Below are 25037 nucleotides of genomic sequence, written 5' to 3' on the forward strand. Positions count from 1 at the left end.
TCACAGCGAGGGAACCGACATGGAACGACCCCGAACCACACCCGAAACCGCCCGAAAGGCGCAGGGCGCACCGCCCCGCCCGTCTTCGCCCAAGCTCACCGCCACGGCGGCCGAGGTGGCGGCGATGCTCGGAATTGCCGAGGGCACCTTCCGCGAAAAGCGAGCACGGTTGGAGGCCGCGCACGGCTTTCCGCCGCGCCTGCCGGGCTGCAACGCCTGGTCCCTGCCGGCGGTGCGCCGGTGGATCGCCACCAATGGCGGCACCTACCTGCCGTCCGACATGCACCCGCTGCACACGGTCGATGCCGGCCCTCTCTCCCTCGACACCCTCAGCCCCGACGCCAGCCAGCTGCTGGCCGACTACGGAAGGAAGTCCGCATGACCGCCCATGTGCATTTCGATGTAGAAGCCGCGGTGGCTCGGCTGATCGCCGAAACCGAGAATGTGGGGCAGGAGGCGCTGGCGCAGGTCGGCGACACGGACGGCCGCGCGTTCGTCATGGCTCAGACCGCGCTGCGCCTTGCCTTCATCTCGGTCGACAAGGCGGTGATGGAGTTGGCGAACAAGGGCGCCTCGCGCGCCACGGTCGAGAGCGCCATGTGCGCGATGCTGGCCAACGTCGTCGCCGGCAAGCTCGACGAGGGCGGCAACGTCGGCAGGCTCTGGACCAACAACTTCCTCGACTACGTGAAGATGTGCCGCGAAGGCATCGACACGGTGCAGCGCACCGTCACCACCACTCCGATGCAGGGAGGCCAGGCATGACCGCCCATGTGCATTACGATGTCGAGGACATCACCCGGCGCGTGCATGCGGAGGTCGAGCGCGGCTGCGCCAAAGCGCTGGAGACCGTTGCAGACGACGAGGCTCGCCAGCTGGTGGAGGCACAGCGCCGTATCCATCTCGCAGCGCACATCATGACGCGGGAAATGCTCGCCCTTCTCAATGAAGGCATGGATGAGACCGTGATCATGAACGCGGTCTGCGTCGTCCTATCCGGTCATGTGATGTCCCTGTCGCAGGGCTTTGGGCCTGCGTTCCAGGAAACGCTTGCGCGGGCCATGCTGAAAACCGCAACCAGAACCAACGCCTTTGACGGACAGGTCACCGCCACTCCCGTCAAGGGAGGCCGGGCATGAACCCGCGCGAGGCGGCCGAGCAGATGCCCAGGCTCGGCAAGCGAGAGGCGGCCATGTTGCGCCGCCTGCGCAAACAGGGCGTCGCCTTCAAGCAACCGCGCGGCTGGCGCTTCCGGGGCGACCGGGAAGGCACCCCGTTCAAGGTGGCGGACGAACTCGTCGGCCGCGGCCTCGCCTTCGAGGAAGGCGGCGCGCCGGCCCGGCTCAAGCTGACGCCGCGCGGCGTGCTGCTTAGCGCCCGCCTGTGCGGCGAGACGAAGGAGCGGCCCGATGCTTGAGCATCCGGAAGGCTGCCCCGACTGCGGCTGCACCGACGGGCAAAGCTGGATCCATGACGATCAGGTCTGTCTCGCCTGCGGATACGGCAGGAGTGCAACGCAGACTTTTGCCTTCATCCGCGGGCCCTGGAGGCCCGAAGGCCTGCCGCGTGCGCTCGCCGACAAGACCTCCGCCGTGGTGCTGATCGAAGCGGCCGAGCGCGAGCTGCGCGAGGCCAAATCCCACATCGACAGCCTTACGGTGCTGTTGGCGGCCGCCACCCTGCGGCTGAGCGAGGGCGCGAAATGATGGAGATCTTCGGCCCCTGGTCGGCGGCGCGCGTCGTCGTCGCCGGCCTCCTCCTGCTGACCATCGGCCTTGGCGTCCTCTGCCTGTGGGCGGCGCATCAGCTGGAAAGGGCCGTCGAGCGGCGGCGCCGGCGGCGCCTGCTGCAGAAGATCCAGGCCGTCGCCCGCCGCCGGCTGCCGTGAGCGCCCACGCCATGACGCCGCACCTCCTCGAGCTGATCGAGATCGTCGCATGGATCGTCGCGGCCGGCGCCGCGGTTCTCGTCGTCGCCGGCCTCGCCGCCCTGCGCCGCATCTCGCGGGCGCTGGCCCGGATCGACGAGGAAGAAGACCAGATCCGCGCCATCGAGGCGCGCCGCAAGGAGCAAGAGAGATGAACAGGGAACGACGCAAGCGGATCCAGGCGGCGGCCCAGATGATCGCCGATGCACACGCCGCCATGGAGGCCGCGAGGGATATCGTCGAGGGGGTTCGTGACGAGGAAGAAACGGCCCGCGATAACCTGCCGGAGAGCCTGCAGGAGGGCAATCGGGGCATGGCTATACAAGACGCGATCGACGCCTTGGAGGCGGCCCTCGGGGAGTTCGACACTTTCGATTTTTCCGAGCTGACCGACCAGCTCGAAAGAGCGGCACGAGGCTGAGCCATGCCCATGAAAACCACAGCCGCCATCGCCGCCGTTCTCGTCTTCGCCACGCTGCAACACGCCGCGGCGGACGAGCCGCAGCTCGGCCAGCGCATCGCCGTCGACGGCGCCATCGCCACCGTCGCGGCCGTCTCCTCGGCCGGCCGGCTCGGGATCGTCACGGACGATTGCCGCTACATCGTCACCGGCGCCCCGGTGCCGGGCGAAACCTGGACCGGCGACCTCGAAGACGAGACGCCCCTCCTCGACGATTGCCGGCCGGCAGCGGCCGAGTGAAAGGAGGCGGGCTGTGAGCGATCTTCGTTTTTTCCGAGACACAATGCACCATCTGATCGCCGTCGAACGCAGGCTTGCGGAGGTCGAGGCGAACGCCAGGACTTACGCGCAGAAGTGCGATGAGGAGCGACGTCACCACCTCACGCATAGCGGAGCGCGCGGCCCCGGCTTCTACGCAGCGGCGGAAGGGCTCTGCGCCGTCCGCACTATCATTAGGCGCGCGAAATGACCGACCGCGAACTCTGCCCGGCGTGCGACGGGCGCGGCTATTTCCACTGCGACTGCCGGCCGGCAACGGCCGAGTGAAAGGAGCAAGAAAGATGAAAGACGACACGAACCACGTTGATGTGACCACCCCGCCGCGCTTCCTCGTTTGCGAGGGTGCCGAGACCAGGGCCCTAATCGATGGGCCGGGCGACACGCAAGCGCATGCGGTCTCCGTCGCCAGGAAACTGCAGCAGGAAACGACACTCGGGATCACTCTCTGGCGGGAAGCCGGCCGCTTCCCTGCGCCGTCGCAGCAGCAGACGGACGCGCCACCGCCCAGAGAACCGCAGACCTGTGCCGAGGCGGCCGCACGAAACCCGTTCAAGTATGGCGACGTGGTGCGCCTGAAATCCGAAGACCGCTGGATGACGGTGGTCTGCCCGTCCTGCTTGGACGTGGAATGCGGCTGGTTTGACAGCAGCGGCGCGTTCCACTGCGAGAGCTTCCACATCGACACGCTCACAAAGGCCGAGCGCGACGACGAGCTGCCGTTCTAACCCTCCCCGGTTCGCGCCCTCCCTGGCGGACCGCACCTCGGGCGGCGGCCTGTGTCTCTCGTAGCCGCCGCCCGTTTTCTCTTGAAAGGATACCGCATGGCCGAATTCGCACGCCTGGAAGTGATCGACGGAACGCAGCTGCTTTGCTTCATCGACATGGAGCAGCAGGAAGACGGCGAGTATGTCGTCCGCCTGGTCGCGATGTGCCATCTTGAGGTGATCATCACGGTTCGCAAGGGACCATGGCCCGACGACGACGACGGCTGGCAGGTGGCGCAACGGGCCTTGGCCGCGTTCGACATGCCGGCCTTTCTGCTGTCCTCGCGAGAGCTTTCCAATCGGTTCAAGCCCGACGACGCGGCAGAGTGAGCGGAGATTGCCCCGATGGCACGCAAGCTGTTCCGTATCGCAATGGCATCGCTGGGCGTACTGGCGGTTCCAACCGTCGTTGCTATCGGTCTGGTCGCTGTCGTTGCCGAGATCAAACACGTTGACCGGCGCATTGCAGCAGCACGGCAATGCGTGATGGATGCCATCGCCACGCTGCCGGCGGCGTATCCGCTGGACAAGATCGAGTACCATTGCCACCAGCAGGCGAGGAACACACCATGAAGAAATCGAAAGGCCCGCGCATTCCCCTCGTCGCTTGGCGCGACGGCCGGCCGCGCTACGTGCCCTCCGCCACCGCCCGCGCGCGGGGCGAGAAGGGCCAGGACCTGAAACACCCCTCGGGCAGCTGGTTCACCTACGAGCAGGCGTTTGAATGGTCGCAGGAGAAGCGCGCAGCCCTTTCGGCCTCATCGCACGCGGGAGGGGCCGAACGCGCGCCAGCGGCGCCCGCTGGCCCGGCACGGGGCACTTTGCCCGCCGCCCCTCGCCGGCCGGCCACGGGCCGCAGCGGCCGCACGCTCGCCCACATCGTCACCGATTTCACCGACAGAAGCCCGCGCATGCTCGGCAAGGACATCGTCGAGGGCCGCAAGGTGCGCCCGGCGCTGGCGCCCAAGACCGCGCAATATTACCGCGATGCCGCCAGCCTGGTGCGCCGGCTGGACGGCGGCGACTTCTGGGCGCGCCCGGCCGAGGCCTGGCACCCGGAAACCATCTCCCTGCTGCTGGACCGGGCCGAAGTCTGCCACGGGCTGGCGCAGGCCCGCGCCGTGCGTGCCATGCTGTCCCAGGCCTTCGCCAACGAGGTGAAGCTGCGCCACCGGAAAAACAACCCGATGCGATTTCTGGAGGAGCGGCTGCCGGTCCTGCCGCCCCGCGTGCGCTACGGATCGGTAGAGGAAATTCGCCATCTGGTGGCGGCGGCCGATCTCGTCGGCCGGCCGGAAGTCGGCGACATGGTGCTCCAGGGCGTGTGGACCGGCCAGCGCCAGGCCGACCGCCTGTCGCTCACCCATGCGCAGCTCCGCGACCTGACGCTTGCCTTTCGCCAGGCGAAGAAGGGCGGCCAGCCGCTGGAGATCCCCGTCGCCCGCCTGCTGGAAAAGCGCCTCGCCGCCACCGCCCGCCGCCGGCAGCAGCGTGAAGACGCCCTGCGAGAGGGCGGCACGCCCGTCGTCGTCTGGCCGCATGTGAACCTCGACGAGAAGGCCGGCCGCCCGTTCAAGAGCAAGCACTACCAACACGTCTTTCGCGAGGTGGCCAATGCCGCCGCCTGGGGCCTGTGGCGCGTGCCGGCCGAAGACGGCGGCCCGCCGGCGCTGGCGACCGTCGTGCCCTCCGGGCGCCCCGCCCCGCGCCATATCGGCACGCTGGCGCTGGCGCGCCTGCCGGCCCGTGGCGCGGTGGAGGTGCTGCCGCCGATGCCCTCGCTGCTCGACCTGCGCGACCAGGACCTGCGCGACACGGCGGTGACATGGCTTGCCCGTGCCGGCGCCGACAAGATGGAGATCGCCTCCATCACCGGCCACTCCTTGAAAACCATCGACCAGATCCTGCAGCACTATTTCGGGCTGCACCCGGACCTGGCCAAACGCGCCATCGGCAAGCTGGAAGATTGGTACATGGGAGCAGAAGGGTGATGGACCCCGAGCGTGAAAAGCTGATCCGCCACACCTGGGACCGGACGCGCGCGGCCGTGATGTTTCAGGAAGGCATCATCCTTTGTGCGCGGGCCGATCTATTTGAGCGCCCGAAGGTGATGCAGCGCCGCGTTCCGGCTCAGCCTGAGCCCATCGAAATTCTGGAATACCGCTGCGAGTTCTATGGCAGGGAAGGCCGCAAGGCCTATCGCGTCGTCTGCGAGGGCATCGTGGTCGAAGACGGCTGGAGGTAGATCCGATGAAGACCAGATACGACAGCAGGACGGGAAGCTATCACCTCGACTACTCGGACGAGCTGCAGCCCTTCGAACAGATCATTGAGAAGGTCCGCACCGCCATCGCCGAGGACACGGAAGGCAAGCTCCGCCGCGCGCTGATCGAGCTGGACTGGACGCCGCCGTGCGGCGCCGAGCCGCCGCCGCTCCCGCCTTCGGAAAGTCTCCGCGGCTAACGCGCATTCTCCAGAACCGGCTCGCCGTCGAACTTATCAAAGATGTTCGGCGGCGTTTTCTTTGCGAACGTCGCGTCTTCGGTCGGAGTGCACAGGTCGAATTGGCAGTGCCGCACCTCGCCCGTCCAGCGATCGAGAATGTAGACGCCACCCGCGCCGCCGACGGCGCGCATGTCGAAGCGCATCCACCAGCCGGCAGCCAGAACGATGGCGAGAAGTGTGAGGGCAAAGACGCTTCGTGAAATCACTGCTGCAAACCTTGACAAGCCGTCGACGGCGGCACTATGCCACGCGCGCCGCAGGCACGAAAGGAACCATGGCGCTTTCCACGCAGCGACATGAGACTTTCACAAGAATTCGCGAAATGGAAAATGCTAAGCGATTGAAAACATTGGGTAGGTGACTGATTTGTAATCAGGGGGTCACGGGTTCGAATCCTGTTGCCGGCACCACTACCTCCCCGATGTTTTCCAGTCCGAACACGGCACGGTCCGCATCGCGGGTCGAACGGTTTCGCCCGGCTGCGCAACAGCCGGGCCGAAGGCGCAACACGGCGCATACAGCAGCGAGAGGACAGCACATGAACCCGATCGGTTTCCCGGATCCCGCCTTCGTGTCACGCCAGACGGCCAGGATGCTGCTCGAGGTCAAGGCGGTCCACTTCCGCGCAGACGAGCCCTACAAGCTGACCTCCGGCCTTGCCAGCCCGGTCTATATCGACTGCCGCAAGCTGATTTCCTTCCCGCGCCTGCGCGCCACGCTGATGGATTTCGCCACCGCCACGATCCTGCGCAATGTCGGCTTCGAATCGCTCGACGCGGTCGCCGGCGGCGAGACGGCCGGCATCCCCTTCTCCGCCTGGATCGCCGAGCGCCTCGGCCTGCCCATGCAGTATGTGCGCAAAAAGCCGAAGGGCTTCGGCCGGGACGCGCAGATCGAAGGCGTTCTGAAGGAGGGCGACCGGGTGCTGCTGGTCGAGGACCTGACCACCGACGGCGGCAGCAAGGTCCGTTTCGCCGAAGCGCTGCGCAAGGCCGGTGCCCAGGTCGACCACGCCATCGTGCTCTTCTTCTACGACATCTTCCCGCAGACCTATGAGGCGATGGCCCGCAACGGCCTGACGCTGCACTATCTCGCCACCTGGCGCGACGTGCTGGCGGTCGCCCGCGACGAGAACCACTTCGACGAGAAGACGCTGGCCTCGGTCGAGTCGTTCCTCAACGAGCCGCTGAAGTGGTCGGCCGCCCATGGCGGCATCTCCGAATTCTCGGTCTGAGCCGGCACGTCCTCACTCTGCCGACTGCAATTTCTCGCGCTCCAGCCGCCGCGCCAGGACCGGATGTTCCACCGGCTCCTTGGCGCGGAAGGCATGGCGGCGCGCGATCTCCAGATACGAGCGGTAGACATAGCCGCCGTTTTCGGCCCGGAACGCATCGCGGTGGCGGCGATAGAGCCTCGGCAACCGGTACCAGGGCACGGCCGGAAAGCGGTGATGCACCGCATGCAGCGAGTTGAAGAGGAACAGGACGGCAAGCGGCCCCCTGTCCTCAATGATCACCGTCCGGTGTCCGACCGCCTCTTCCGCCCGGTGCTCCAGGAACGTGCGCACGCTCAAGAGCGACCAGGCGCCGTAGCAGACCGCCAGATAGGCCGGCAGCGAGAAGCCCGGCAATAGCCCCAGCAGCCCCAGCAGAACGCCGGCGAGCACCAGATGCTCGCCCCAGGCGCGCAGCACGTCGTTGCGCCCGCCCCGCACCAGCCGCCATTCGGCAGCGACGAAGCCCGCCATGCCGATGGCAGGTCCCACCAGCATCCGTCCGAACAGCGTGTTGTTGAAGGCAAGCAGGGCGCGCCTCCCCCGCCCCGCCGCCTGCCAGTCGCGCGGATGCAGGTACCAGCTCTCGGGATCCTCGTAAGGATCGGTCAGGCGCGGGTCGTCGTGATGGGCGATATGCAGGGCGCGGAACCGCCAGTAGGGCACGAACAGCCCGAGCGGCAATCCGGCGAGCAGCGCGTTCAGCCGCGGATTGCGGAACGGATGGCCGTGCAGCAGTTCATGCTGCAACGACGAATGCAGCGTCACCACCGGCACCAGGCAGAGCCAGAGCAGCGCCGACCAGCCGGTCCCCTGCAGCGCAGACGCCGACGCCGCCAGTCCGGCGAATGCCAGATAGACCGCAGCGACAAGCGCCAGCGTGGGCCAGTCGAACGCCGCCCGCGAGAGCAGCTCCCGCTCGACACCGGCAAGCGAGCCCGCTCCGGCGTCCTCTTGCAAGGGAGGGAGTTCGAAGGGGGAGCCGGCGGCTGGCAAGGCTTGCGAGTGCTGCATCCGCACAGAGTGCCGGAACCGGCACGCGGAACAATGTGTCGATATCCAAAGACAAATGTGATTTCATTGAGGACATGTAGATTTGATGTGATTTCGCAAATTTCGTGCGAATCAGAAAATCACATCCGAGCGACGAGGAGCGGCCGACATGACCGGCACCGACAAGCGCGAACTCGCAGCGCTTTTCCGAGAGCGGCTCGGCATCCTGATGGCGCGGCGCGGCGAGCCGCCCGGCCGCTTTGCCGCCCGTGTCGGCCTCGACCGGTCGGCGCTGAGCCATTTTCTCGATGCTGCTTCCACGCGCATGCCGCGGGCCGAGGCGCTGTGCGATATTGCCCGCTCGGAGGGTGTCACCACCGACTGGCTGCTCGGGCTGACCCAGAGCGCGTCGGATGCGGCAGCCATTGCGCCGGCCATCGAGATCGAACAGGCGGAAAACGGCCGCGGCGACACGCTGCTGGCCAGCTGGCACCAGCAGGCGGTCGGCTACAAGATCCGCTATGTGCCGGGCACGATTCCCGACCTTCTGCGCACCGAGGCGGTGCTCGCCTACGAATTCGGCGCGCCGGAAACCGTCAAGGCGGCGGCCAAGGCCGATCAGGGGCGGCGCCTGCTCGCCTATACGCGCCGTCCCGAGACGGACATGGAAGTCTGCATGCCGCTGCAGACGCTGGAGCAGTTGGCCGGCGGAACAGGCATCTGGACGGGCCTGAGCGAAGGCGACCGGCGCGAGCTGCTCGAGCATATGGCCCGGCTGGTGGAGGAGCTCTATCCGACGTTCCGCCTGTTCCTCTATGACGGCCGCACCCGGTTTTCCCCGCCCTATACCGTCTTCGGGCCGCAGCGCGCCGCCCTCTTCCTTGGCTCGTTCTATCTGGTGGTGAATTCGGTCGAGCACATCCGCGCGCTTACCCGGCATTTCGACATGCTGATCCGCGCCGCATGCATCGGCCCCGACCGCGCGGCCGGACACTTGCGCGACCTGGCGCGGCACTAGGTCGCGAACGCGACTGCTCTCACGCCTTCGTGAAATGCGGCATCTTGAGCAATGAGGGGTAATGCGTGGACACTCCTCTCGGGCGGCGTGTCGTGCCGCACCTGAGGGAGACACACATATGCTCAAGTCCTGCCTGCGCACGGCAGCCGTGCTCGTGGCCTTTGCGACGACTGCGTCGCTCGCCAATGCCGACCCCATCGAGATCCGCCAGAACATGATGAAGTCCGTGGGCGCGGCCACGGGCACGCTCGGCAAGATGGTGAAAGGCGAAATCCCGTACAATCCGGAGCTGGCCGGACTGGCCATGCGCATCCTCTTCACCACGCCCTCGGGATTCGTTGCCCAGTTTCCGGACGGGGCCGATTCGCCGACCAGCGAGGCCGGTCCGAAGATCTGGGAAGACCGCGCCGGCTTCGAGAAGGTCGCCCTCGACATGCAGAACGCCGCCATGGCCGCAATCCCGGCGGCCGGCGAAAGCCTCGACGCGCTGAAGGCCTCGTTCGGTTCGGTCGCGCAGAACTGCCGCGCCTGCCACGAGACCTACCGCGTCAAGAAGAACTGATCTAACAAGGGCGCTTGAACATGCCGCACCGCGCGCTGGAGCAGGTCTCCTGGCGCGCGGTGCGGTTCTGCCGGTCGGCAGGCATTTCGCACGACGTGTCCCGGAGTAGCACATGACCCGCCGCACCTTCCGCCGTCTCCTCGGCGTGTTCCTGCTGCTGATCGCCGCGGGGCTGTATTTCACGCGGCCCGAGCGGGTGGACCCCGCCACGATCCCGGCGCATCAGGCGGACCTGGCAAACGGCGAGCGGATGTTCTGGGCAGGCGGCTGCGCCTCGTGCCATGCCGCTCCGGGAGCCACCGGCGACGCCAAGCTGGTGCTTGCCGGCGGGGTGGAACTGAACACGCCCTTCGGCCTTTTCCGCGTGCCCAACATCTCGCCGTCGCAGGCCGGCATCGGCGGGTGGTCGGTCAACGACTTCCTGAACGCGATGAGCCACGGCACCTCGCCGCAGGGCCTGCACTACTATCCGGCCTTCCCCTATGGCTCCTACCGCAACATGAAGGCGGAGGACCTGATCGACATGAAGGCCTATCTCGACACGCTTCCTGCCTCGGACAACCAGGTGGCCGACCACGAGCTGGCCTTCCCGTTCTCCTGGCGCAGCGCGCTCGGCATGTGGAAACTCCTGTTCCTCGACACCAGCGCCCCCGCCCTTGCCGCGAATGCCGGAGCCGAAGCCGAACGCGGCGCCTATCTCGTGACGGGCGCCGGACACTGCGCGGAATGCCATACGCCGCGCAATGTTCTCGGCGGTCTCGATACCTCGCAGTGGCTGGCGGGCGGCCCCAATCCCGATGGCGAGGGCACCATTCCCAACATCACGCCCTCTCCGCAGGGGATCGGCTCCTGGTCGGCGACCGACATCGCCTATTACCTGGAAAGCGGCTTCACGCCGGACTTCGACAGCGTCGGCGGCAGCATGGCGTCGGTTCAGGCGAACTGGGCAAAGGTGCCTGCGGAGGACCGCGCGGCCGTCGCCGCCTATCTCAAGGCCATCGCCCCGGTCCCGGCGCAGGGCAACTGATCCGATCCGCCAAGGTGCCGGAGATCAGCTGCCCTCGAAGGCCTCGCTGCCCGTCTGCCGGCGGATCCAGTCGAGGAACGAGGCGCTGCCTCCCTCCACCGGCAACAGCATGACCGCCGGCTCGTCGTAAGGGTGCGCCTGGACGACGGCCTCGATCGCCTCCCGTGCCCGCGACCTCGTGGTCTTGGCCAGGAACACCACCTCCTGGCTTTCCTCCAGCGCCCCGTCCCACTGGTAGATCGACGTCATTCCCGGCCACATGTTGACGCAGGCCGCCAGCCCCTCGCCAACCAGCCGTCCGGCCGCCGCACGGGCGCTCTGCGTGTCGGGAAAAGTCGCGTAGATCAAACGGATATCCATCTCGCCCTGCATCAAAAGACGGGTCCCCAAATTTCCCGGCCCGTGCTACGTGAAAGACATGGACCGTCTGCCGCAGACTATCGAAAAACTGGCCTTCGTCTCAAGCGAGACGGACGAGGCGGAGCGTGCCCGCATCCAGCTGGAGGGCCTCTACGGCGCCAACGACCCCAAGCAGGCCGATGTGATCGTCGCCCTCGGCGGCGACGGCCTGATGCTCCAGACCCTGCACCGGTTCATGAATACCGGCAAGCCGATCTACGGCCTCAACCGCGGTTCGGTCGGCTTCCTGATGAACGAGTATGGCGAAGAGGGACTGCCCGAGCGGATCGCGCGGGCCGTGGTCAGCCGCATTCATCCGCTCGTGATGGAGGCGACGGACACGTTCGGCCATATCCATTCGGCTCTTGCGATCAACGAGGTGTCGCTGCTGCGCCAGACGCACCAGGCCGCCAAGCTGCGCATCTCGGTCGACGAGCGCGTGCGGATGGAGGAACTGGCCTGCGACGGCGTCCTCGTCGCCACCCCGGCCGGCAGCACCGCCTACAACCTTTCGGCCCATGGCCCGATCCTGCCCATCGACGCACAATTGCTGGCGCTGACGCCGATCAGCGCATTCCGCCCGCGGCGCTGGCGCGGTGCCTTGCTTCCGAACTACGTCAACGTTCGCATCAGCGTTCTGGAAGCAGACAAGCGCCCGGTAAGCGCGGCAGCGGACTATACCGAGATCCGCAACGTCATCGAGGTGCGCGTGCGCGAAGAGAAGAACTCTTCCAGCCTTGCCCTGTTCGACGCGGACCACAATTGGGACGAACGGATCCTGTCCGAGATGTTCCGCTACTGACCGCAATAAGTAGCTTGCCTTATTTCGCAAATAATTAAGCTTTGGCCGCGATCTTTCCGCTAGGCTCTTTTGAAGACAAGAGCGTGCAGGACTGACGCAGGATGCAACTGCCCCATCTCGACCTCGGCGGAATACGAGTACTGATCGTCGACGACAACACCAACATGCGCAGGATCCTGCGGACGATGGTTGCCGGCTTCGGCGTCAAATCCATCTACGAGGCCGAGGATGGAGCCGATGCGCTGGAAGAGATCTCCCGCAACGATCCCGACCTGATCATCATCGACTGGCTGATGCCTCTGGTGAACGGCAACGAACTGACCCGCCGCATTCGCACCTCGCACGCGCCCGCCTGCTTCGTGCCGATCATCGCGGTGACGGCACATACCCAGAAGCGCCGCGTGATGCAGGCAAGGGACAGCGGCGTAACGGAGGTGATGTGCAAGCCGGTTTCCGCCCGCGCCCTCTACCTGCGCATCGCCAATTGCATTCTCAACCAGCGCGACTTCGTCCGCACAAAGGGCTTTTTCGGACCCGACCGGCGCCGCTTCCAGAACCCGAATTTCTCGGGAGACGAACGTCGGGGACAGCCGGTCGACGATGGATATACTCTGGACGGTCCATCGGAACTCCCGCAAAGTCACTCCTCACGGGCTGGCAGGGAATCGGCGACAGGATGAGACCGCATTCCTTTGGCAACCTGAGCAGCATGTCGTTCGACGGCGAGATTGTCGGGAACGGCGCGCAGCGGGAGCGAAAGAACAGATGAGCAGCGACCCGACCAAGCAGAATGCCGGCTACGAACTCGTGAAGCCACCACGCGATCTTCGCGCGAAGGTCCGGGTCATGAGCGAGCGCGAGGCTGCGCGGTTCGACCCGATCAAGTCGGCGGAAGCAGCGCTCGAGCGCCTTTCCCACGATTTCGACGACTGGATGGCCAGCGAGGCGCAAACCCTGTCGCAGGCCTGGACCGACATCCAGGAGAACGGCATCGGCGATACCGAGCGGCGCGAGACGCTGTTCCGCGCGGCCCACGACATCAAGGGCCAGGCGAGCACCTTCGGCTATCCGCGGGTCGGCGCCGTCGCCGGCAGCCTCTGCCATCTGATGGAGCATGTGGCGGCGGAAAAGCTGCCCTTGAAGCTTATCGCCCAGCATGTCGAGGCGATCCGCGCCATGGTCGCCGAGACCGGGCAGCAGGAAGAAAACGCCACCGCCAAGGCGCTGGTCGACAGGCTTGCCGACGTCACCAACGACTACGTGTCGCGGCATGGAGACGGCGAGGAGGAGTGATCCCCTCGCCCTCCGTCGACAAGCCGCAAACCGGTCAGGCGGCGGCCAGCGTCCGGCCGACATAGGCGCGCGCTGCCTCGCGCGCGATCTCGGCCGAGAAGCGGCGCAGCATGACCACCAGATCGTCCGCCTCGACCCCATCCTGCGACTGGTAGCGCTCGAGCACCTCGGCGATCATCAGCCGTGCCACGGCCGGGTTCGACGGAATGACGAGATCGGGAGAGATCTCGCGCGCCAGATCCCGCCACACGCCCACCGCAACCTGGATCAGCGCATGGGTGCGCGGCGGCAGACCGGCGCGTGCCAGCAGCGCCCGCACGGCAAGTCCCCTGCCCGTCTCGAGCACCGCGTGCACGCGATCTCCGCGCATGCCCGACAGGCGCGCCAGCGCTGCATTGAACAGGCGGATATTGCCCGTGCACAGCGCCCGCAACAGCAGGCCGGCCGTCAACTGTCCCGATTCCACGAGATGCCCGACCAACGCATCCGTTTCCTGCGGCCCCGCCTGGCTGGCAAGGCTCACCGTCGCCCGCTCGCGCGCTTCCGTCACCACCGTTCGGGCGCGCTCTTCCTTGAGCCCCCGGCGGACGAGAGGGTGATCGCTCAACAGGTCGCCAACCTGCTTCAGCAGCATCTGGCGGATCTCGATGGGAATGCCGGGCCGCGCCATCAAGGCCTCGCGCAAGGCCGCATCCTTGCCGTGCCGCTCGACGAGCCGCACCAGGCTGAAGCGCGGGATCTCCGCCGTGTCGTTTTCGGCAAGCGCCACGCATGCCTGCAGCGACCCGACCTCCGCGATCGCAGCCGCCACCTGAACCGACAGGTGGAACCGGCGCGCCACCGCCGCCGGCAGCGGGTCCGCGAAGCCGCCGATTGCATCGACCAGTTCCGCATCCAACAGCACGGGAGACCGCTCCAGAACGGGCAGCGCCACCTCCGGCAGATCGCTCACCAGCGCCAGCACCACCTCGCGCGGGGCCTTGTCGCTGCGCGACAGGGCCTCGGCCAGGGCGCGGCGCACCTGCAAGGCCGGGTCGTCGAGAAGGATGATCATCGCCGCTTCCGCCGCATCGCGGTCGTCGGCGGACATTTCGGAATAAAGATAGGCCTTGGCGAGCGCGCTCGTTGCCTCCGCCCGCCGGGCCACCGGCGCATCTGCCATCCAACGCAAAAACTGATGCACGATCATGATGCGTAGTCCCCTGGGTCGCGCCGCGTAACGCTGCGCAGGTCACCAGTCTGGGGCCAAAACGCTTAAAGCTTCGTTCACCATAAAGCCTTCGTTCACCATGACCGGCCGGGACAAAAAGAAAGACGCGCGAACCGCCTGGTCCGCGCGTCGCTGTCCATCCTTGCTGGTGCCGCGGCTCACACCGGCGGCAGCAATTCCCTCTGGGCGAAGGTCGGCTGGTAGTTGAGGAAGCCGGTGAGATCCATCGGCTGGCTGCGCACAAGGCTCGCAGTTCGCTGCCCGCCGCTTGCCTCGACGAGAACCCGCGACCGCCGCTCGGCATAGGCATCGCTGCTCGAAGCCGCCTCCAGACGCGCCGCAGCCCGCTCAAGCGCCTCGGCCTGCCCGGCTTCCTGGGCGGCAAAGGCGGAGGTGAAGCGCGAATCGAACGACACGCGCCGCGCCTCCATGCCATTGCGGAACAGCGCATGGAACGGCGAGGAAATGTCGTCGGTGGCGGACCAGGCGGTCAGCACCCGGCTGGTGGGGGCGTCGCTGGCGGACCGCTCGCCGCCGGCATTGTAGGCAAGCTCGGAGCCCGCGGCCGGCTTCGTCTCCGGGCGCGCTGCCACCATCGTGCCGCCGGCGCCGGGCAGCGCCGGCATGGGGCCGGAATGCTTGGAAATCAGGTTGGCATAGACCTCGGAAACGCTGCGCGCGCCGCTCCGGTCATAGAAGATCGGCTTGTTCGCCTTCGCCTGGCGGGAAAAGACCTGATCCGCAGCAAGGTCCGGCTGGCTCTGGGCCAGCGAGATCAGCTTGTGGGCACCGCCCGCCCCCAAGAAATGCGCGATGTAGAGTTCGCCCTCGCTGGGCGGCCTGCCGAGCTTGTCCGTGAGATACGAGGCGTTCTTCTGCGTCAGCTCGCCGGCCATCATCGATGCGATGTTGGCATCGTTGCGCAGATCGAGAATCGTCTCGCGCATGGCCGGATCGGCCACGCGATACTTGCCGTTCGCGGTCCGCTCGATCTGATCGGCATACTGCCCCAGGCCGTGGCGACCGCCCGATTCCTTGAGCGTCTCCAGCCAGGTGCTCTCGATGAACTGGAAAAGTCCGGTTGCGCTGGAGGTCCGTGCGCGGGCCGTTTCGACGAAGTTGGATTCCCGCTTCGCCGTCTTCACCAGATACTCGAAGGAGGTGCCGGTCGTCGTGCTGGCCGACTGGAACGCCTGCTCGATCCTGGATGCGATCGAGATCGGTTCGCCGACTTTCATGCTCCGCTCTCCTGCGTAACGCATGTCTTAGGATTTGATTAAGAGTCACGGCCATTTGGTTAACGAGTGGTTAACGCCCGCTAAGGTCCGTTGCGAATTGCACTTTATCTCTTTAATCGAGAGACTCGATTCGTCCGGAAAGCGGATTTGCCGGCCCTATGCCGGCCCACATGCAGGGAGGAACGCATGCCGGGACTGTATTACGAGGAGTTCGAGATCGGCCACGTCTTTGCCCATTCGCTGACCCGCACGGTCACCGAGATGGACAACATGCTGTTCTCCAACATGACGCTGAACCCGCAGCCGCTGCATATCGACCGGCATTTCTGCGAGACGCAGACCGAATGGGGCCAGCCGCTGGTGAACAGCATCTTCACGCTCGGCCTGATGATCGGCATCTCGGTCAACGACACCACCGTCGGCACCACCATCGGCAATCTCGGCATGACCGATGTCCGCTTCCCCCACCCCCTGTTCCAGGGCGACAGCGTCCATTGCACCACCGAGGTGGTCGCCAAGCGCGAGTCGAAGTCCCGCCCCGATGCCGGCATCGTCGAGTTCGAGCACAAGGCCTACAACCAGAACGACATCCTGGTCGCCAGCTGCCGCCGTCAGGCCTTCATGAAGAAGAAGGGCTGAGCATGCGCTCGCTCCTCTTCGTTCCCGGCGACAGCGAGCGCAAGCTGGAGAAGTCGCTGACGAGCGGCGCCGATGTGCTCCTGATCGACCTGGAGGATTCCGTCGCGCTCGAGGCCAAGCCGAAGGCACGCGAGACGGCCACCGCCTTTCTTGCAGCGAACCGCAGGCTCGATGCACGCCCCCGTCTCTATGTCCGCGTCAACGCGCTCGACACCGGCGAGACGGACGCCGATCTCGATGCGGTGATGCGGGCAGCGCCCGACGGCATCATGCTGCCCAAGTCCATCTCGGGCCGCGATGTCCAGCATCTTGCCGCCAAGCTGGCGGTGCACGAGGCCGAGCAGGGCCTTGCCGACGGCGCGACCCGGGTGATCGTCGTCGCGACCGAGACCGCCGCCTCCGTCTTCAACCTCGGCACCTATGCGGGAGCGAGCCCGCGCCTTGCCGGCCTCACCTGGGGCGCGGAAGACTTGTCGGCCGATCTCGGCTCGCTCGGCAACAGGACGGCAGACGGGCGCTATTCGGGACCCTTCTGGCTCGCCCGCAATCTGTGCCTCTTCGGCGCGGTCGCGGCCGAGACCGCGCCGATCGACACCGTCTTCACCAACTTCCGGGACATGGACGGCCTGCGGGCCGAGGCGCTGGAAGCTCTGAACGACGGTTTCACCGGCAAGATGGCGATCCACCCGGCCCAGGTTCCGGTGATCAACGAGGTCTTCACCCCCTCGAGCGAAGAGATCGCCAAGGCCAAGCGAGTGTTCGAGGCCTTCGCGGCCGCCGGCAACCCCGGCGTCGTCGGCCTCGACGGCGAGATGCTCGACCGCCCGCACCTGCGGCGGGCCGAGAAGATCCTGGCGCGCGCCGGCATCGCCGCCACCGCCTGACACGAAAAAAGGCCGGAGGGACACGCCCTCCGGCCTTCTCAATCGCGCCCAAAAGCGGCAGATGCTCAGGCCGTGGGACGGCGCATCTGAAAGACGCTGTCCACCACCGCATAGTCCATGTAGCCGAGGCGCGAGAGCGGCCGCGCCTTCGTCACGTCGAACAGCCCGTCGACCAGCATGGCCTCGGCGATATGCACGGCGACAACCTCGCCCAGCACCATCCAGTTGTTTGTCGGCGTGCCGTCATGGGCCGTCAGGCGGATCGTCTGCAGATGCTTGCATTCGAGCGCGGCCTTCGCCTCGGCAACGCGCGGCGCGCCGACGAGGAGCGAGTCCTGCGCCGTCAGGCCGGCCTTTTCGAACTCCGACACGCCCTTGTCGAACGGCGCCGAGGACGTGTTCATGGCGTCCTTCAGGTCTTCCGTTGCAAGGTTGAAGACGAAATCGCCGGTCTCGTCGACATTGGCGACCGAGTCCTTGTAGCCGGACGAGGCGAACACCACGATCGGCGGCGTATCGCAGACCGCGTTGAAGAAGCTGTAGGGGGCAAGGTTCACCGACCCGTCGGCAGCCCGGCTGGAAATCCAGCCGATCGGCCGCGGCGCCACCAGCGCCTTGAACGGGTTGTGCGGCAGGCCGTGCCCCTTGGCGACCTCGTAGCTGTACATGCTCATGCGGCACTCCATTCGCTGATCAGGTCGTCGAGGTCCGGGCGGGGGCGTTCGCTCGGCTGCTGCGAGGGCGTACCGAGATGAATGAAGCCCGCGATGCGCTCGGCCTCGGCAAGGCCCAGCAGCGACGACACGTCGTCGTCGAAGGCCATCCATTCGGTCAGCCACTGCGCCGCGAAGCCGCTGGCATTTGCCGCCATCACCAGGTTCATGCAGACCGCGCCGACACACAGCTGCTGCTCCCAGACCGGAATCTTGGGATGCACGGCGGCCCGGCTCACCACGGCGACCACCAGCGGCGCACGGGTGAAGCGCGTCAGTTCCTGATCGCGCCGCTCTGCGGAAAGCGCGCCTTCGCGCGCCTCGGCCAAGGGCAGCAGCTTCTTGCCGAGGTCCGCCCGCGCCTCGTCGCGGATCAGGATGAAGCGCCAGGGTACCAGCTTGCCGTGGTCGGGCACGCGCGAGGCGGCCTGCAGGATGGTGCGCAGGGCCTCGCCTTCCGGCGCCGGCTCGACCATGGACATGGCCGGATGCGAGCGCCGCGTGAGCATCAGGCGCAGGGTTTCGGATTGCTCCGTCGTCATTTTCAGCCTTTTTGTCGGCGCCGGCCGCAAACGGGTCGGCACAAGATGGAAGGGGCGCGAAACGCGCTGTCGCCTTCATGACCTAGACGGGTTTTCGCGCCTGTCAATCTTGCCGAGACCGCAGGCGACAGATGACTTGAAATTGCCCCAGTTTTGGAGTGGAACCCAGGGGCGGGATTTCTTCCACGCGCTTTCGTTTCAAGACAGGGGCAGGCAGCCGGCCAATGCAGGTGTTCAGGGCTTTCGCAATCGCGCTTTGCGCCGTCGGTCTGGCGATCTCCCCGCTCCAGGCGCAGGAGGTGGTGACGCCCCCGGCCAAGCCCGGCGAGCTGGAGGCCGCACCGACGGAGGGCGCGGATACGCAGGCCGCCCCCGAAGAGCCGGCGGCACCGCCCCTCGGCGACCTGTTCGGCGGCAACGCGGTGCCCGGCTCGTCGACGCCGGTCGTGCCCTACGCGCCCGCCATCACGCCGGACACCGGCATGCCCGACCAGGGCACGGAATCTCCAGTTTACATGGTCGCGCGCCTCGCCGAGGACGGCCCCGCCCTGACGCAGGGCGTCACCTGGCGCGTCTACCGGCCGACGCTGGACGACACCGGCCGGCTCGAGCTGGTGGCAACTGCAACCGGCGGCGATGCCGACTTCCGCCTGGCTCCGGGCGACTATTTCGTCCACACCGCCTTCGGCTATGCCGGCCGCACCAGCCGCATCTCCGTGCGCAACGGCCTCACCAGCCAGACGGTCGTGCTCAATGCCGGCGGCATCAAGCTCGACGCGCAATTCTCCGGCAATCAGCCGATCCGCACCGGCCGGCTGGTGTTCGACATCTACGAGCGCGACTTCAACAATCGCGGCGAGCGCAAGATCGTGGCGAGCAACGTCAAGCCGGGCGACATCGTGCGGCTGAACGCCGACACCTACCACATCGTCAGCCGCTACGGCGCCGTCAACGCCACGGTGCGCGCCGACATCCGCGTCGAGCCGGGCAAGCTGACCGAGGCGACGGTCTATCACAACGCGGCCCGCGTCACGCTGAAGCTGGTCAACCAGCCGGGCGGCGAGGCCATCGCCAACACCAACTGGTCGGTGCTGACCCCCGGTGGCGATACGGTGGTGGAAGGCACGGGCGCCTTCCCGGCCTTCGTGCTGGCATCGGGAGAATATCAGGTGATCGCGCGCAACGAGGACAAGCTCTACTCGCGCGACTTCGAGGTGAAGACCGCCGCCCATGGCGAGGTCGAGGTCCTGACGAGTTCGCTTCTCAAGCAGTAGTCCCGAGCAGGCCTCAGGCAGCGATCCGACGCAGCCGGCGCCGGTCAGGCCTGCCTCGCGGCCTGGGCACCGCCGGCGCCATCGCGACCACCCGCGCCAGCAGATGCTCGGTCATCGCCTTCTGGTCTCCGAAGGCCGCGAGTTCCTCATACGGGATCGGCGCGCCAACCCGCACGGGCAGGTCGCAGCCCATGATCCGGCGGAACTCGCGGATATACATCGACAGGCGCAGCGTCAGCGAAACGCGCGAGACCATGTGAAAGAGCGGCGAGTTCTGGCCGTCGAAATAGAGCGGGATGACCGTGGCACGGGCCGCGCGGATCATCTTGGCCGTGAAGGTTTTCCACGGCAGCTCACGCGCGCGGCCGAAGGGTCGGTCGGCCGTTGCGACCCCGCCCCCGGGAAACACGATGATCGTGACGCCTTCGGCGAGCAGGCGCAGGGCCTCCTGCCGGGTCCGCATATTGGTCCGTAGCGCGTCCGCCGTCTCCTCGAAGTCGATGGGCAGCGCGTAGGGACGGATCTCCGGCGCCTTCAGGAGTTCGTTGTTGATGAGGATGCGGTAGGGACGCCCCAACCGTTCGGCGAGCGACAGGATCGCCAGCCCGTCGCCGAGCCCATAAGGGTGGTTGGCGATCATCACCAGCGGTCCGTCGGGCAGGTTCTCCGGCGGCCAGCTGCCCTCTTCCACCACCACGTCGACGCCGATCAGCGCCAGCAGGTCGCTCCATTTGGTGGTCGAGGTCGCAGCGACGGCATCGCGCCAGTAGCGATAGTAGCCGAGCAGGTAATTGCGTCCCGACAGCGTCTCTATCCAGCGGATCACGACACGCTTGGTCCACGAATGCGCCTCGTTGGCGTAGCTGAGTTCCGTTTCCTTCACCACCCGGCCCCTGAATTCGCCTGCGCGGAAGAAACCCCGATCTAGCCCGCGTTGCGTGACAGGATCGCGACAGTCCGACAGCCCTCTTACGAAAAGAGCCGGCCGGGAGATCCCGACCGGCTCATTCTGGATTTGGGCATATGCCGTTTTCAGCTCCGACGCAGGTCCGGCGCCACCGCCTCTTCGACGAGCGCGGCAATCGCCTCGTCGAGCCCGGTGACGGACTGCTGCTGCGAGCCCAGCCGGCGGATGTTGACGGTGCGCTCTTCCGCCTCGCGCTTGCCGCAGACCACGATGACCGGAACCTTGGCCAGCGAGTGCTCGCGGACCTTGTAGTTGATCTTCTCGTTGCGCAGGTCGAGTTCGGCCCGCAGACCGGCCTTCTTCATCGCCGCCTGCACCTCGCTCGCGTACTCATCCGCATCGGAGGTGATGGTGGTGACGACCACCTGCTGCGGCGCCAGCCACAGCGGGAAATGGCCCGCGAAGTTCTCGATCAGGATGCCGAGGAAGCGCTCCATCGAACCGCAGATGGCGCGGTGGATCATAACCGGCGTCTTCTTCTCGCCGTCCTTGTCGACATAGAAGGCGCCGAAGCGCTCCGGCAGGTTGAAGTCCACCTGGGTGGTGCCGCACTGCCACTCGCGCCCGATGGCATCCTTGAGCGTATACTCGAACTTCGGTCCGTAGAACGCGCCCTCGCCCGGCAGGATGTCGGTCTTGATGCGCCCGCCCGACTGGTCGGCGATCTGCTTCAGGACCTTTTCCATCACCGCTTCGGCATGATCCCAGAGCTCGTCGGAGCCGACGCGCTTCTCCGGCCGGGTCGACAGCTTCACGACGATCTCGTTGAAGCCGAAGTCCTCGTAGACCGAGAGGATCAGATCGTTGATCTTCAGGCACTCCGCCGCCATCTGCTCCTCGGTGCAGAAGATATGGGCGTCGTCCTGGGTGAAGCCGCGCACGCGCATGAGGCCGTGCATGGCGCCCGAAGGCTCGTAGCGGTGCACCGCGCCGAACTCGGCCAGCCGCAGCGGCAGGTCGCGGTAGCTCTTCAGCCCGTGCTTGAAGATCTGGACGTGTCCCGGGCAGTTCATCGGCTTCAGGGCGAAGAGACGCGTGTCCTCGGCTTCCGGGTCGGCGCACTGCACGGAGAACATGTTCTCCTTGTACCAGCCCCAGTGACCCGAGGTCTCCCACAGCGAAGTGTCGAGGATCTGCGGCGCGTTGACCTCGTCATAATCCTCGTCGAGGCGCCGACGCATATAGGCGACCAGGCTCTGGAACAGGCTCCAGCCCTTGGCATGCCAGAACACGACGCCCGGCCCCTCTTCCTGGAAATGGAACAGGTCCATCTCCCGGCCGAGCTTGCGGTGGTCGCGCTTCTCCGCCTCCTCCAGCATGTGGAGATAGGCCTTGAGCTCGGCCTCGTTCGCCCAGGCGGTGCCGTAGATGCGGGTCAGCATCTCGTTGTTGCTGTCGCCGCGCCAATAGGCGCCGGCCACCTTCATCAGCTTGAAGGCATCGCCCACCTGGCGGGTGGAGGCCATGTGCGGCCCACGGCACAGGTCGAGCCACGCGCCCTGGCGATAGATCTTCACGTCCTGGTCGGCCGGAATCGCATCGACCAGCTCGACCTTGTAGGTCTCGCCCTTTTCCAGGAAGTGGCGCTTCGCCTCGTCGCGCGACCACACCTCGCGGGTGAAGGCATCGCCCCGCTGGATGATCTCGCGCATCTTCTTCTCGATGACCGGCAGGTCGTCGGGCGTGAAGGGCTCATCGCGCTTGAAGTCGTAGTAGAAACCGTTCTCGATCACCGGACCGATGGTCACCTGCGTCCCCGGCCAAAGTTCCTGCACCGCCTCGGCCATCACATGGGCGGCGTCGTGGCGGATCAGCTCCAGCGCCCGCGGGTCCTCGCGGGTGACGATTTCCAGCCGGGCGTCGCGCTCGATCGGCAGCGACAGGTCCGCGAGCTCTCCGTCGAGCGTCACGGCGACCGCCTTCTTGGCCAGCGACTTGGAAATGCCGGCAGCGATCTCGGCGCCGGTCACGCCGGGCGAAAAATCACGAACCGAATTGTCGGGGAAGGTCAGATGGATCATGTCTGTCTCCGGCTCACTCCTGCAAACAGGGCAGGTAAGCGTTGTGTTTTTGGACCGCGGTTGAATAGAGGATTTGGGCAAGGGCGGCAACCGTTACAACCCGGACGAAGGCCAAGTCCTTCTCTCGGGGGCCTGGCAGGGACCGGCCTCACGCACCGCCGCGACCGACAAATCCATTGCGCCAAAAAGCAGCGGGCCGGACCATGTGGTCCAGCCCGCTCTCATGATTGCCTCAGGGAAGGATGACGGCTCAGGCGGCCCTGAGAGTGCGGAGGAACTGGCTGACCTCCTCCTCCAGCGTACGGGACTGCCCCGAGAGCGCGCCGGACAGGCTCATGAGCTGCGTCGAGGCAGCGCCGGTCATTTCCGCTGCCGTGCCCACGCCGGCAATGTTCTGCGTCACCTCGTTCGCGCCCGAGGACGCACGATTGATGTTCGTGGCAATTTCGTTGGTTGCCGCGCCCTGCTGCTCCACTGCAATGGAGATTGCCTGGGATGCGTCCTGGATCGTGTTGATGGTGTGGACGATCTGCGAGATCGAGTCGACGGTCGTGCGGGTCGCTGCCTGGATCTCCGTGATCTTGCCGGAGATTTCCTCGGTAGCCTTGGCCGTCTGGCTTGCCAGCCCCTTGACCTCGGCCGCGACCACGGCGAAGCCCTTGCCCGCCTCCCCGGCTCGTGCAGCCTCGATCGTCGCATTCAGCGCCAGCAGGTTGGTTTGCTCGGCAATCGTCGTGATCAGCTCGACCACTTCCCCGATCTTCTGGGCAGCCTCAGACAGAGAGTTGACGTGACGGCTCGTCTTTTCGGCGGTTGTTGCGGCATCCTTCGAAATGGTCACCGAGCGCTCGACCTGCGAGGTGATCTCGCTGATGGATGCCGACAGCTCCTCCGCTCCAACGGCAACCGTCTGCACGTTGGTCGAGGCCTCCTCCGCAGCTCCCGAAACCGCCTGCGCCTGGCGCGAGGTTTCTTCTGCGTTCGCGGACAGGCCTTCGGCCGCGCTGGCGACTTCGCCGGAGGCACGCACCAGCGACTGGACCAGTTGTCCCATCGTCGCCTCGAACTGATCGGCCAAGGCGCGGCGCTGGCTCAGAGCCTGCTCGGCGTTGCGTGCCTCTGTTGCGATCTGCTCCGCACGCAAATTCTCGTTTTCCCGCAGGCTGTCGCGGAATGTCTGCAGCGTGTTCGCCATGTCGCCGAGCTCATTCTTGCGCCCTGCGCAAGGAATGTGGGCGTCGAAGTCGCCGCCGGCAATCTGGCTCATAGCGCCGGAAATACCGACGATGTTCCGGGTCACGTTGGCGACGATGTAATAGATGTAAACGAGACCGATCACCCCCGCGATCGAGGCGGCAACCGTGAAGATCCAGAAGATACTGGAATACTCTTCTTCGGAGTGCGTCACGGATGCACGGGAACCTTGCTCGTTGAGATTTATCAGGTTTGCAAGATCGTGGGACAGGCTGTCGAATTCGGGGCGAATCTCATCCCGAAGAATAACCGTCGCTTCTGCGTTCTTGTTCTGACGCGACAGCTCGACGACATCGTCGCTGCGCTTCAGATAGTCGGCCCACTTGGCCTTGAACCCGTCATAGACGCCCTGCTCTTCCGGCGACGAAATGAGCTTTTCATATTTTTGAGAGCTTGCGACGATGGCAGCCTGGATATCTGCCAGTTTCTTTTCCGCATTACGCATGGCCGCGTCATCGGCCGAGAGAATGTGCTCGGCCTGGTAGATTCGGAAGTCGGACGTTGCTGTGTTGATGGCATTCACCACGCTGACGCTTGGCAGCCAATTGTTGCCCAGCTCCTCGGCGCTGCTGTTCATCGTCGCCAAACCCGAGAGACCAACCCACGCGAGAGACGCCACTGCGGTCAGCAGCGCTACAGTGAATGAAATCAGAAGTGCCCTCAAACTCATTTCCGTCGCGCCTCCAAAAGCGGATTACTTGCGACAGCTACCAAAAAACAATTAAAGAACATTGAATTACATAGAGTTGAAATATTTTAAAAATCACAATCCAGGATCGCGCAGGTTCTATTTCCAATTGTATTGAAGGTGTTTCTACGTAATATAATATCCGGACCGATGGCCTTTGCGTCAGGCCGGCAGGCGGCAAGTCGGGCAGTCACCCGCCTCCGCACGTCTGGAGGTTACGCAAGGTCCGGAAGAACCGTCGGCCCGAGCACTCCGTGCCCCAAAGGGCGGGCAACAGGGGGCGCACGCCCGAGCTGATGCAAATG

The 25037-nt window shown here is 65.9% G+C and carries 35 protein-coding genes; 25 read left to right on the forward strand and 10 right to left on the reverse strand.

The features are described from left to right. The first annotated feature begins 19 nt into the window (after positions 1-19). From GH266_RS05100 to GH266_RS05170, 15 genes are all read left to right on the forward strand, one after another. Entirely contained in the window at positions 20-382 is a 363-nt protein-coding gene (locus tag GH266_RS05100; RefSeq protein WP_158192933.1) for a helix-turn-helix transcriptional regulator, read from the forward strand. Beyond that, entirely contained in the window at positions 379-765 is a 387-nt protein-coding gene (locus GH266_RS05105; RefSeq protein WP_158192934.1) for a hypothetical protein, read from the forward strand. The genes GH266_RS05100 and GH266_RS05105 overlap by 4 nt, the downstream gene beginning before the upstream one ends. Next, on the forward strand, positions 762-1139 hold the full coding sequence (locus GH266_RS05110) for a hypothetical protein (protein ID WP_158192935.1): 378 nt from the start codon (positions 762-764) through the stop codon (positions 1137-1139). Before GH266_RS05105 ends, GH266_RS05110 begins: the two co-directional genes overlap by 4 nt. Beyond that, complete coding sequence (locus tag GH266_RS05115; protein WP_158192936.1) at positions 1136-1417, forward strand: hypothetical protein; 282 nt, start codon at positions 1136-1138, stop codon at positions 1415-1417. The genes GH266_RS05110 and GH266_RS05115 overlap by 4 nt, the downstream gene beginning before the upstream one ends. Further along, positions 1410-1706: a hypothetical protein gene (locus GH266_RS05120; protein ID WP_158192937.1), complete on the forward strand. Its 297-nt coding sequence runs from the start codon at positions 1410-1412 to the stop codon at positions 1704-1706. The genes GH266_RS05115 and GH266_RS05120 overlap by 8 nt, the downstream gene beginning before the upstream one ends. Beyond that, on the forward strand, positions 1703-1888 hold the full coding sequence (locus GH266_RS05125) for a hypothetical protein (RefSeq protein WP_158192938.1): 186 nt from the start codon (positions 1703-1705) through the stop codon (positions 1886-1888). Before GH266_RS05120 ends, GH266_RS05125 begins: the two co-directional genes overlap by 4 nt. An 11-nt stretch (positions 1889-1899) precedes the next feature. After that, positions 1900-2082 (forward strand): hypothetical protein, encoded by a 183-nt coding sequence (locus tag GH266_RS05130; RefSeq protein ID WP_158192939.1) that lies wholly within the window; start codon positions 1900-1902, stop codon positions 2080-2082. A gap of 38 nt (positions 2083-2120) precedes the next feature. Continuing rightward, positions 2121-2348, forward strand: a complete 228-nt coding sequence (locus tag GH266_RS05135) for a hypothetical protein (RefSeq protein WP_158192940.1) — start codon at positions 2121-2123, stop codon at positions 2346-2348. A 9-nt stretch (positions 2349-2357) separates the two neighbouring features. Beyond that, the gene (locus GH266_RS05140) at positions 2358-2627 is read left to right on the forward strand and encodes a hypothetical protein (RefSeq protein WP_158192941.1); all 270 of its coding nucleotides are present in this window, start codon (positions 2358-2360) and stop codon (positions 2625-2627) included. 320 nt (positions 2628-2947) lie between these two features. Continuing rightward, a complete protein-coding gene (locus GH266_RS05145; protein ID WP_158192942.1) occupies positions 2948-3391 on the forward strand; it encodes a DUF2158 domain-containing protein in 444 nt (147 codons plus the stop codon). A 96-nt stretch (positions 3392-3487) separates the two neighbouring features. Next, complete coding sequence (locus tag GH266_RS05150) at positions 3488-3760, forward strand: hypothetical protein (RefSeq protein WP_158192943.1); 273 nt, start codon at positions 3488-3490, stop codon at positions 3758-3760. A 15-nt stretch (positions 3761-3775) separates the two neighbouring features. Next, positions 3776-4003 (forward strand): hypothetical protein, encoded by a 228-nt coding sequence (locus GH266_RS05155; protein ID WP_158192944.1) that lies wholly within the window; start codon positions 3776-3778, stop codon positions 4001-4003. Further along, entirely contained in the window at positions 4000-5421 is a 1422-nt protein-coding gene (locus GH266_RS05160) for a site-specific integrase (RefSeq protein WP_158192945.1), read from the forward strand. The genes GH266_RS05155 and GH266_RS05160 overlap by 4 nt, the downstream gene beginning before the upstream one ends. Further along, entirely contained in the window at positions 5421-5675 is a 255-nt protein-coding gene (locus GH266_RS05165) for a hypothetical protein (RefSeq protein ID WP_158192946.1), read from the forward strand. The genes GH266_RS05160 and GH266_RS05165 overlap by 1 nt, the downstream gene beginning before the upstream one ends. A gap of 5 nt (positions 5676-5680) precedes the next feature. After that, positions 5681-5893, forward strand: a complete 213-nt coding sequence (locus GH266_RS05170; RefSeq protein ID WP_158192947.1) for a hypothetical protein — start codon at positions 5681-5683, stop codon at positions 5891-5893. On the opposite strand, the gene GH266_RS05175 is transcribed toward GH266_RS05170, so the two are convergent. Beyond that, positions 5890-6078 carry a hypothetical protein gene (locus GH266_RS05175; RefSeq protein ID WP_158192948.1) on the reverse strand — a complete coding sequence of 63 codons (189 nt, stop codon included), beginning with the start codon at positions 6076-6078 and terminating at the stop codon, positions 5890-5892. The genes GH266_RS05170 and GH266_RS05175 overlap by 4 nt on opposite strands. 395 nt (positions 6079-6473) lie before the next feature. Between GH266_RS05175 and GH266_RS05180 the strand changes: the two genes are divergently transcribed. Then, positions 6474-7169 (forward strand): orotate phosphoribosyltransferase, encoded by a 696-nt coding sequence (locus GH266_RS05180; RefSeq protein WP_158192949.1) that lies wholly within the window; start codon positions 6474-6476, stop codon positions 7167-7169. A gap of 12 nt (positions 7170-7181) precedes the next feature. Here the strand turns inward: GH266_RS05180 and GH266_RS05185 are convergent, their stop codons facing one another. Then, a complete protein-coding gene (locus tag GH266_RS05185; protein ID WP_209001542.1) occupies positions 7182-8168 on the reverse strand; it encodes a fatty acid desaturase in 987 nt (328 codons plus the stop codon). Between the two features lie 202 nt (positions 8169-8370). On the opposite strand from GH266_RS05185, the gene GH266_RS05190 reads away from it, so the two are divergent. The 3 genes from GH266_RS05190 (at position 8371) to GH266_RS05200 (ending at position 10808) form a co-directional block, all read left to right on the forward strand. Further along, positions 8371-9219, forward strand: a complete 849-nt coding sequence (locus GH266_RS05190; RefSeq protein WP_158192951.1) for a transcriptional regulator — start codon at positions 8371-8373, stop codon at positions 9217-9219. 118 nt (positions 9220-9337) lie between these two features. Next, entirely contained in the window at positions 9338-9781 is a 444-nt protein-coding gene (locus GH266_RS05195) for a c-type cytochrome (protein WP_158192952.1), read from the forward strand. A 112-nt stretch (positions 9782-9893) separates the two neighbouring features. Continuing rightward, positions 9894-10808 carry a cytochrome c gene (locus GH266_RS05200; RefSeq protein WP_158192953.1) on the forward strand — a complete coding sequence of 305 codons (915 nt, stop codon included), beginning with the start codon at positions 9894-9896 and terminating at the stop codon, positions 10806-10808. 24 nt (positions 10809-10832) lie between these two features. Here the strand turns inward: GH266_RS05200 and cutA are convergent, their stop codons facing one another. Then, positions 10833-11168, reverse strand: coding sequence for a divalent-cation tolerance protein CutA (gene cutA, locus GH266_RS05205; RefSeq protein WP_158192954.1), 336 nt, complete (start codon positions 11166-11168; stop codon positions 10833-10835). Between the two features lie 58 nt (positions 11169-11226). Between cutA and GH266_RS05210 the strand changes: the two genes are divergently transcribed. From GH266_RS05210 to GH266_RS05220, 3 genes are all read left to right on the forward strand, one after another. After that, positions 11227-12009 (forward strand): NAD kinase, encoded by a 783-nt coding sequence (locus GH266_RS05210; protein WP_158192955.1) that lies wholly within the window; start codon positions 11227-11229, stop codon positions 12007-12009. Between the two features lie 101 nt (positions 12010-12110). Further along, positions 12111-12689 carry a response regulator gene (locus tag GH266_RS05215; RefSeq protein WP_158192956.1) on the forward strand — a complete coding sequence of 193 codons (579 nt, stop codon included), beginning with the start codon at positions 12111-12113 and terminating at the stop codon, positions 12687-12689. Between the two features lie 85 nt (positions 12690-12774). Further along, positions 12775-13302 (forward strand): Hpt domain-containing protein, encoded by a 528-nt coding sequence (locus GH266_RS05220; protein ID WP_158192957.1) that lies wholly within the window; start codon positions 12775-12777, stop codon positions 13300-13302. Positions 13303-13336: 34 nt separating this feature from the next. Here the strand turns inward: GH266_RS05220 and GH266_RS05225 are convergent, their stop codons facing one another. Next, positions 13337-14491 carry a DUF2336 domain-containing protein gene (locus tag GH266_RS05225; protein WP_158192958.1) on the reverse strand — a complete coding sequence of 385 codons (1155 nt, stop codon included), beginning with the start codon at positions 14489-14491 and terminating at the stop codon, positions 13337-13339. Between the two features lie 179 nt (positions 14492-14670). Then, the gene (locus tag GH266_RS05230) at positions 14671-15750 is read right to left on the reverse strand and encodes a lytic transglycosylase domain-containing protein (protein ID WP_158192959.1); all 1080 of its coding nucleotides are present in this window, start codon (positions 15748-15750) and stop codon (positions 14671-14673) included. A 186-nt stretch (positions 15751-15936) separates the two neighbouring features. Between GH266_RS05230 and GH266_RS05235 the strand changes: the two genes are divergently transcribed. Both GH266_RS05235 and GH266_RS05240 read left to right on the forward strand, forming a co-directional pair. Continuing rightward, positions 15937-16389: a MaoC family dehydratase gene (locus GH266_RS05235; protein WP_158192960.1), complete on the forward strand. Its 453-nt coding sequence runs from the start codon at positions 15937-15939 to the stop codon at positions 16387-16389. Between the two features lie 2 nt (positions 16390-16391). Then, the gene (locus tag GH266_RS05240; protein WP_158192961.1) at positions 16392-17273 is read left to right on the forward strand and encodes an HpcH/HpaI aldolase/citrate lyase family protein; all 882 of its coding nucleotides are present in this window, start codon (positions 16392-16394) and stop codon (positions 17271-17273) included. 65 nt (positions 17274-17338) lie between these two features. Here GH266_RS05240 and GH266_RS05245 read toward each other — a convergent pair whose 3' ends face one another. Together GH266_RS05245 and GH266_RS05250 are read right to left on the reverse strand one after the other, a co-directional pair. Beyond that, entirely contained in the window at positions 17339-17941 is a 603-nt protein-coding gene (locus GH266_RS05245) for a flavin reductase family protein (protein WP_158196047.1), read from the reverse strand. A 2-nt stretch (positions 17942-17943) separates the two neighbouring features. Next, complete coding sequence (locus tag GH266_RS05250; protein WP_158192962.1) at positions 17944-18528, reverse strand: nitroreductase family protein; 585 nt, start codon at positions 18526-18528, stop codon at positions 17944-17946. 224 nt (positions 18529-18752) lie between these two features. On the opposite strand from GH266_RS05250, the gene GH266_RS05255 reads away from it, so the two are divergent. After that, positions 18753-19802: a hypothetical protein gene (locus GH266_RS05255; protein WP_158192963.1), complete on the forward strand. Its 1050-nt coding sequence runs from the start codon at positions 18753-18755 to the stop codon at positions 19800-19802. A 13-nt stretch (positions 19803-19815) separates the two neighbouring features. Here GH266_RS05255 and GH266_RS05260 read toward each other — a convergent pair whose 3' ends face one another. The 3 genes from GH266_RS05260 to GH266_RS05270 all read right to left on the reverse strand — a co-directional run bounded on the left by GH266_RS05260 (position 19816) and on the right by GH266_RS05270 (position 24714). Continuing rightward, positions 19816-20685, reverse strand: a complete 870-nt coding sequence (locus tag GH266_RS05260) for a lysophospholipid acyltransferase family protein (RefSeq protein ID WP_158192964.1) — start codon at positions 20683-20685, stop codon at positions 19816-19818. Positions 20686-20834: 149 nt separating this feature from the next. Continuing rightward, entirely contained in the window at positions 20835-22790 is a 1956-nt protein-coding gene (thrS, locus tag GH266_RS05265) for a threonine--tRNA ligase (protein WP_158192965.1), read from the reverse strand. A 250-nt stretch (positions 22791-23040) separates the two neighbouring features. Then, on the reverse strand, positions 23041-24714 hold the full coding sequence (locus GH266_RS05270; protein ID WP_158192966.1) for a methyl-accepting chemotaxis protein: 1674 nt from the start codon (positions 24712-24714) through the stop codon (positions 23041-23043). Positions 24715-25037: the final 323 nt, after the last annotated feature.

The organism is Stappia indica (genome assembly GCF_009789575.1).
GTDB classification, from domain to species: domain Bacteria; phylum Pseudomonadota; class Alphaproteobacteria; order Rhizobiales; family Stappiaceae; genus Stappia; species Stappia indica_A.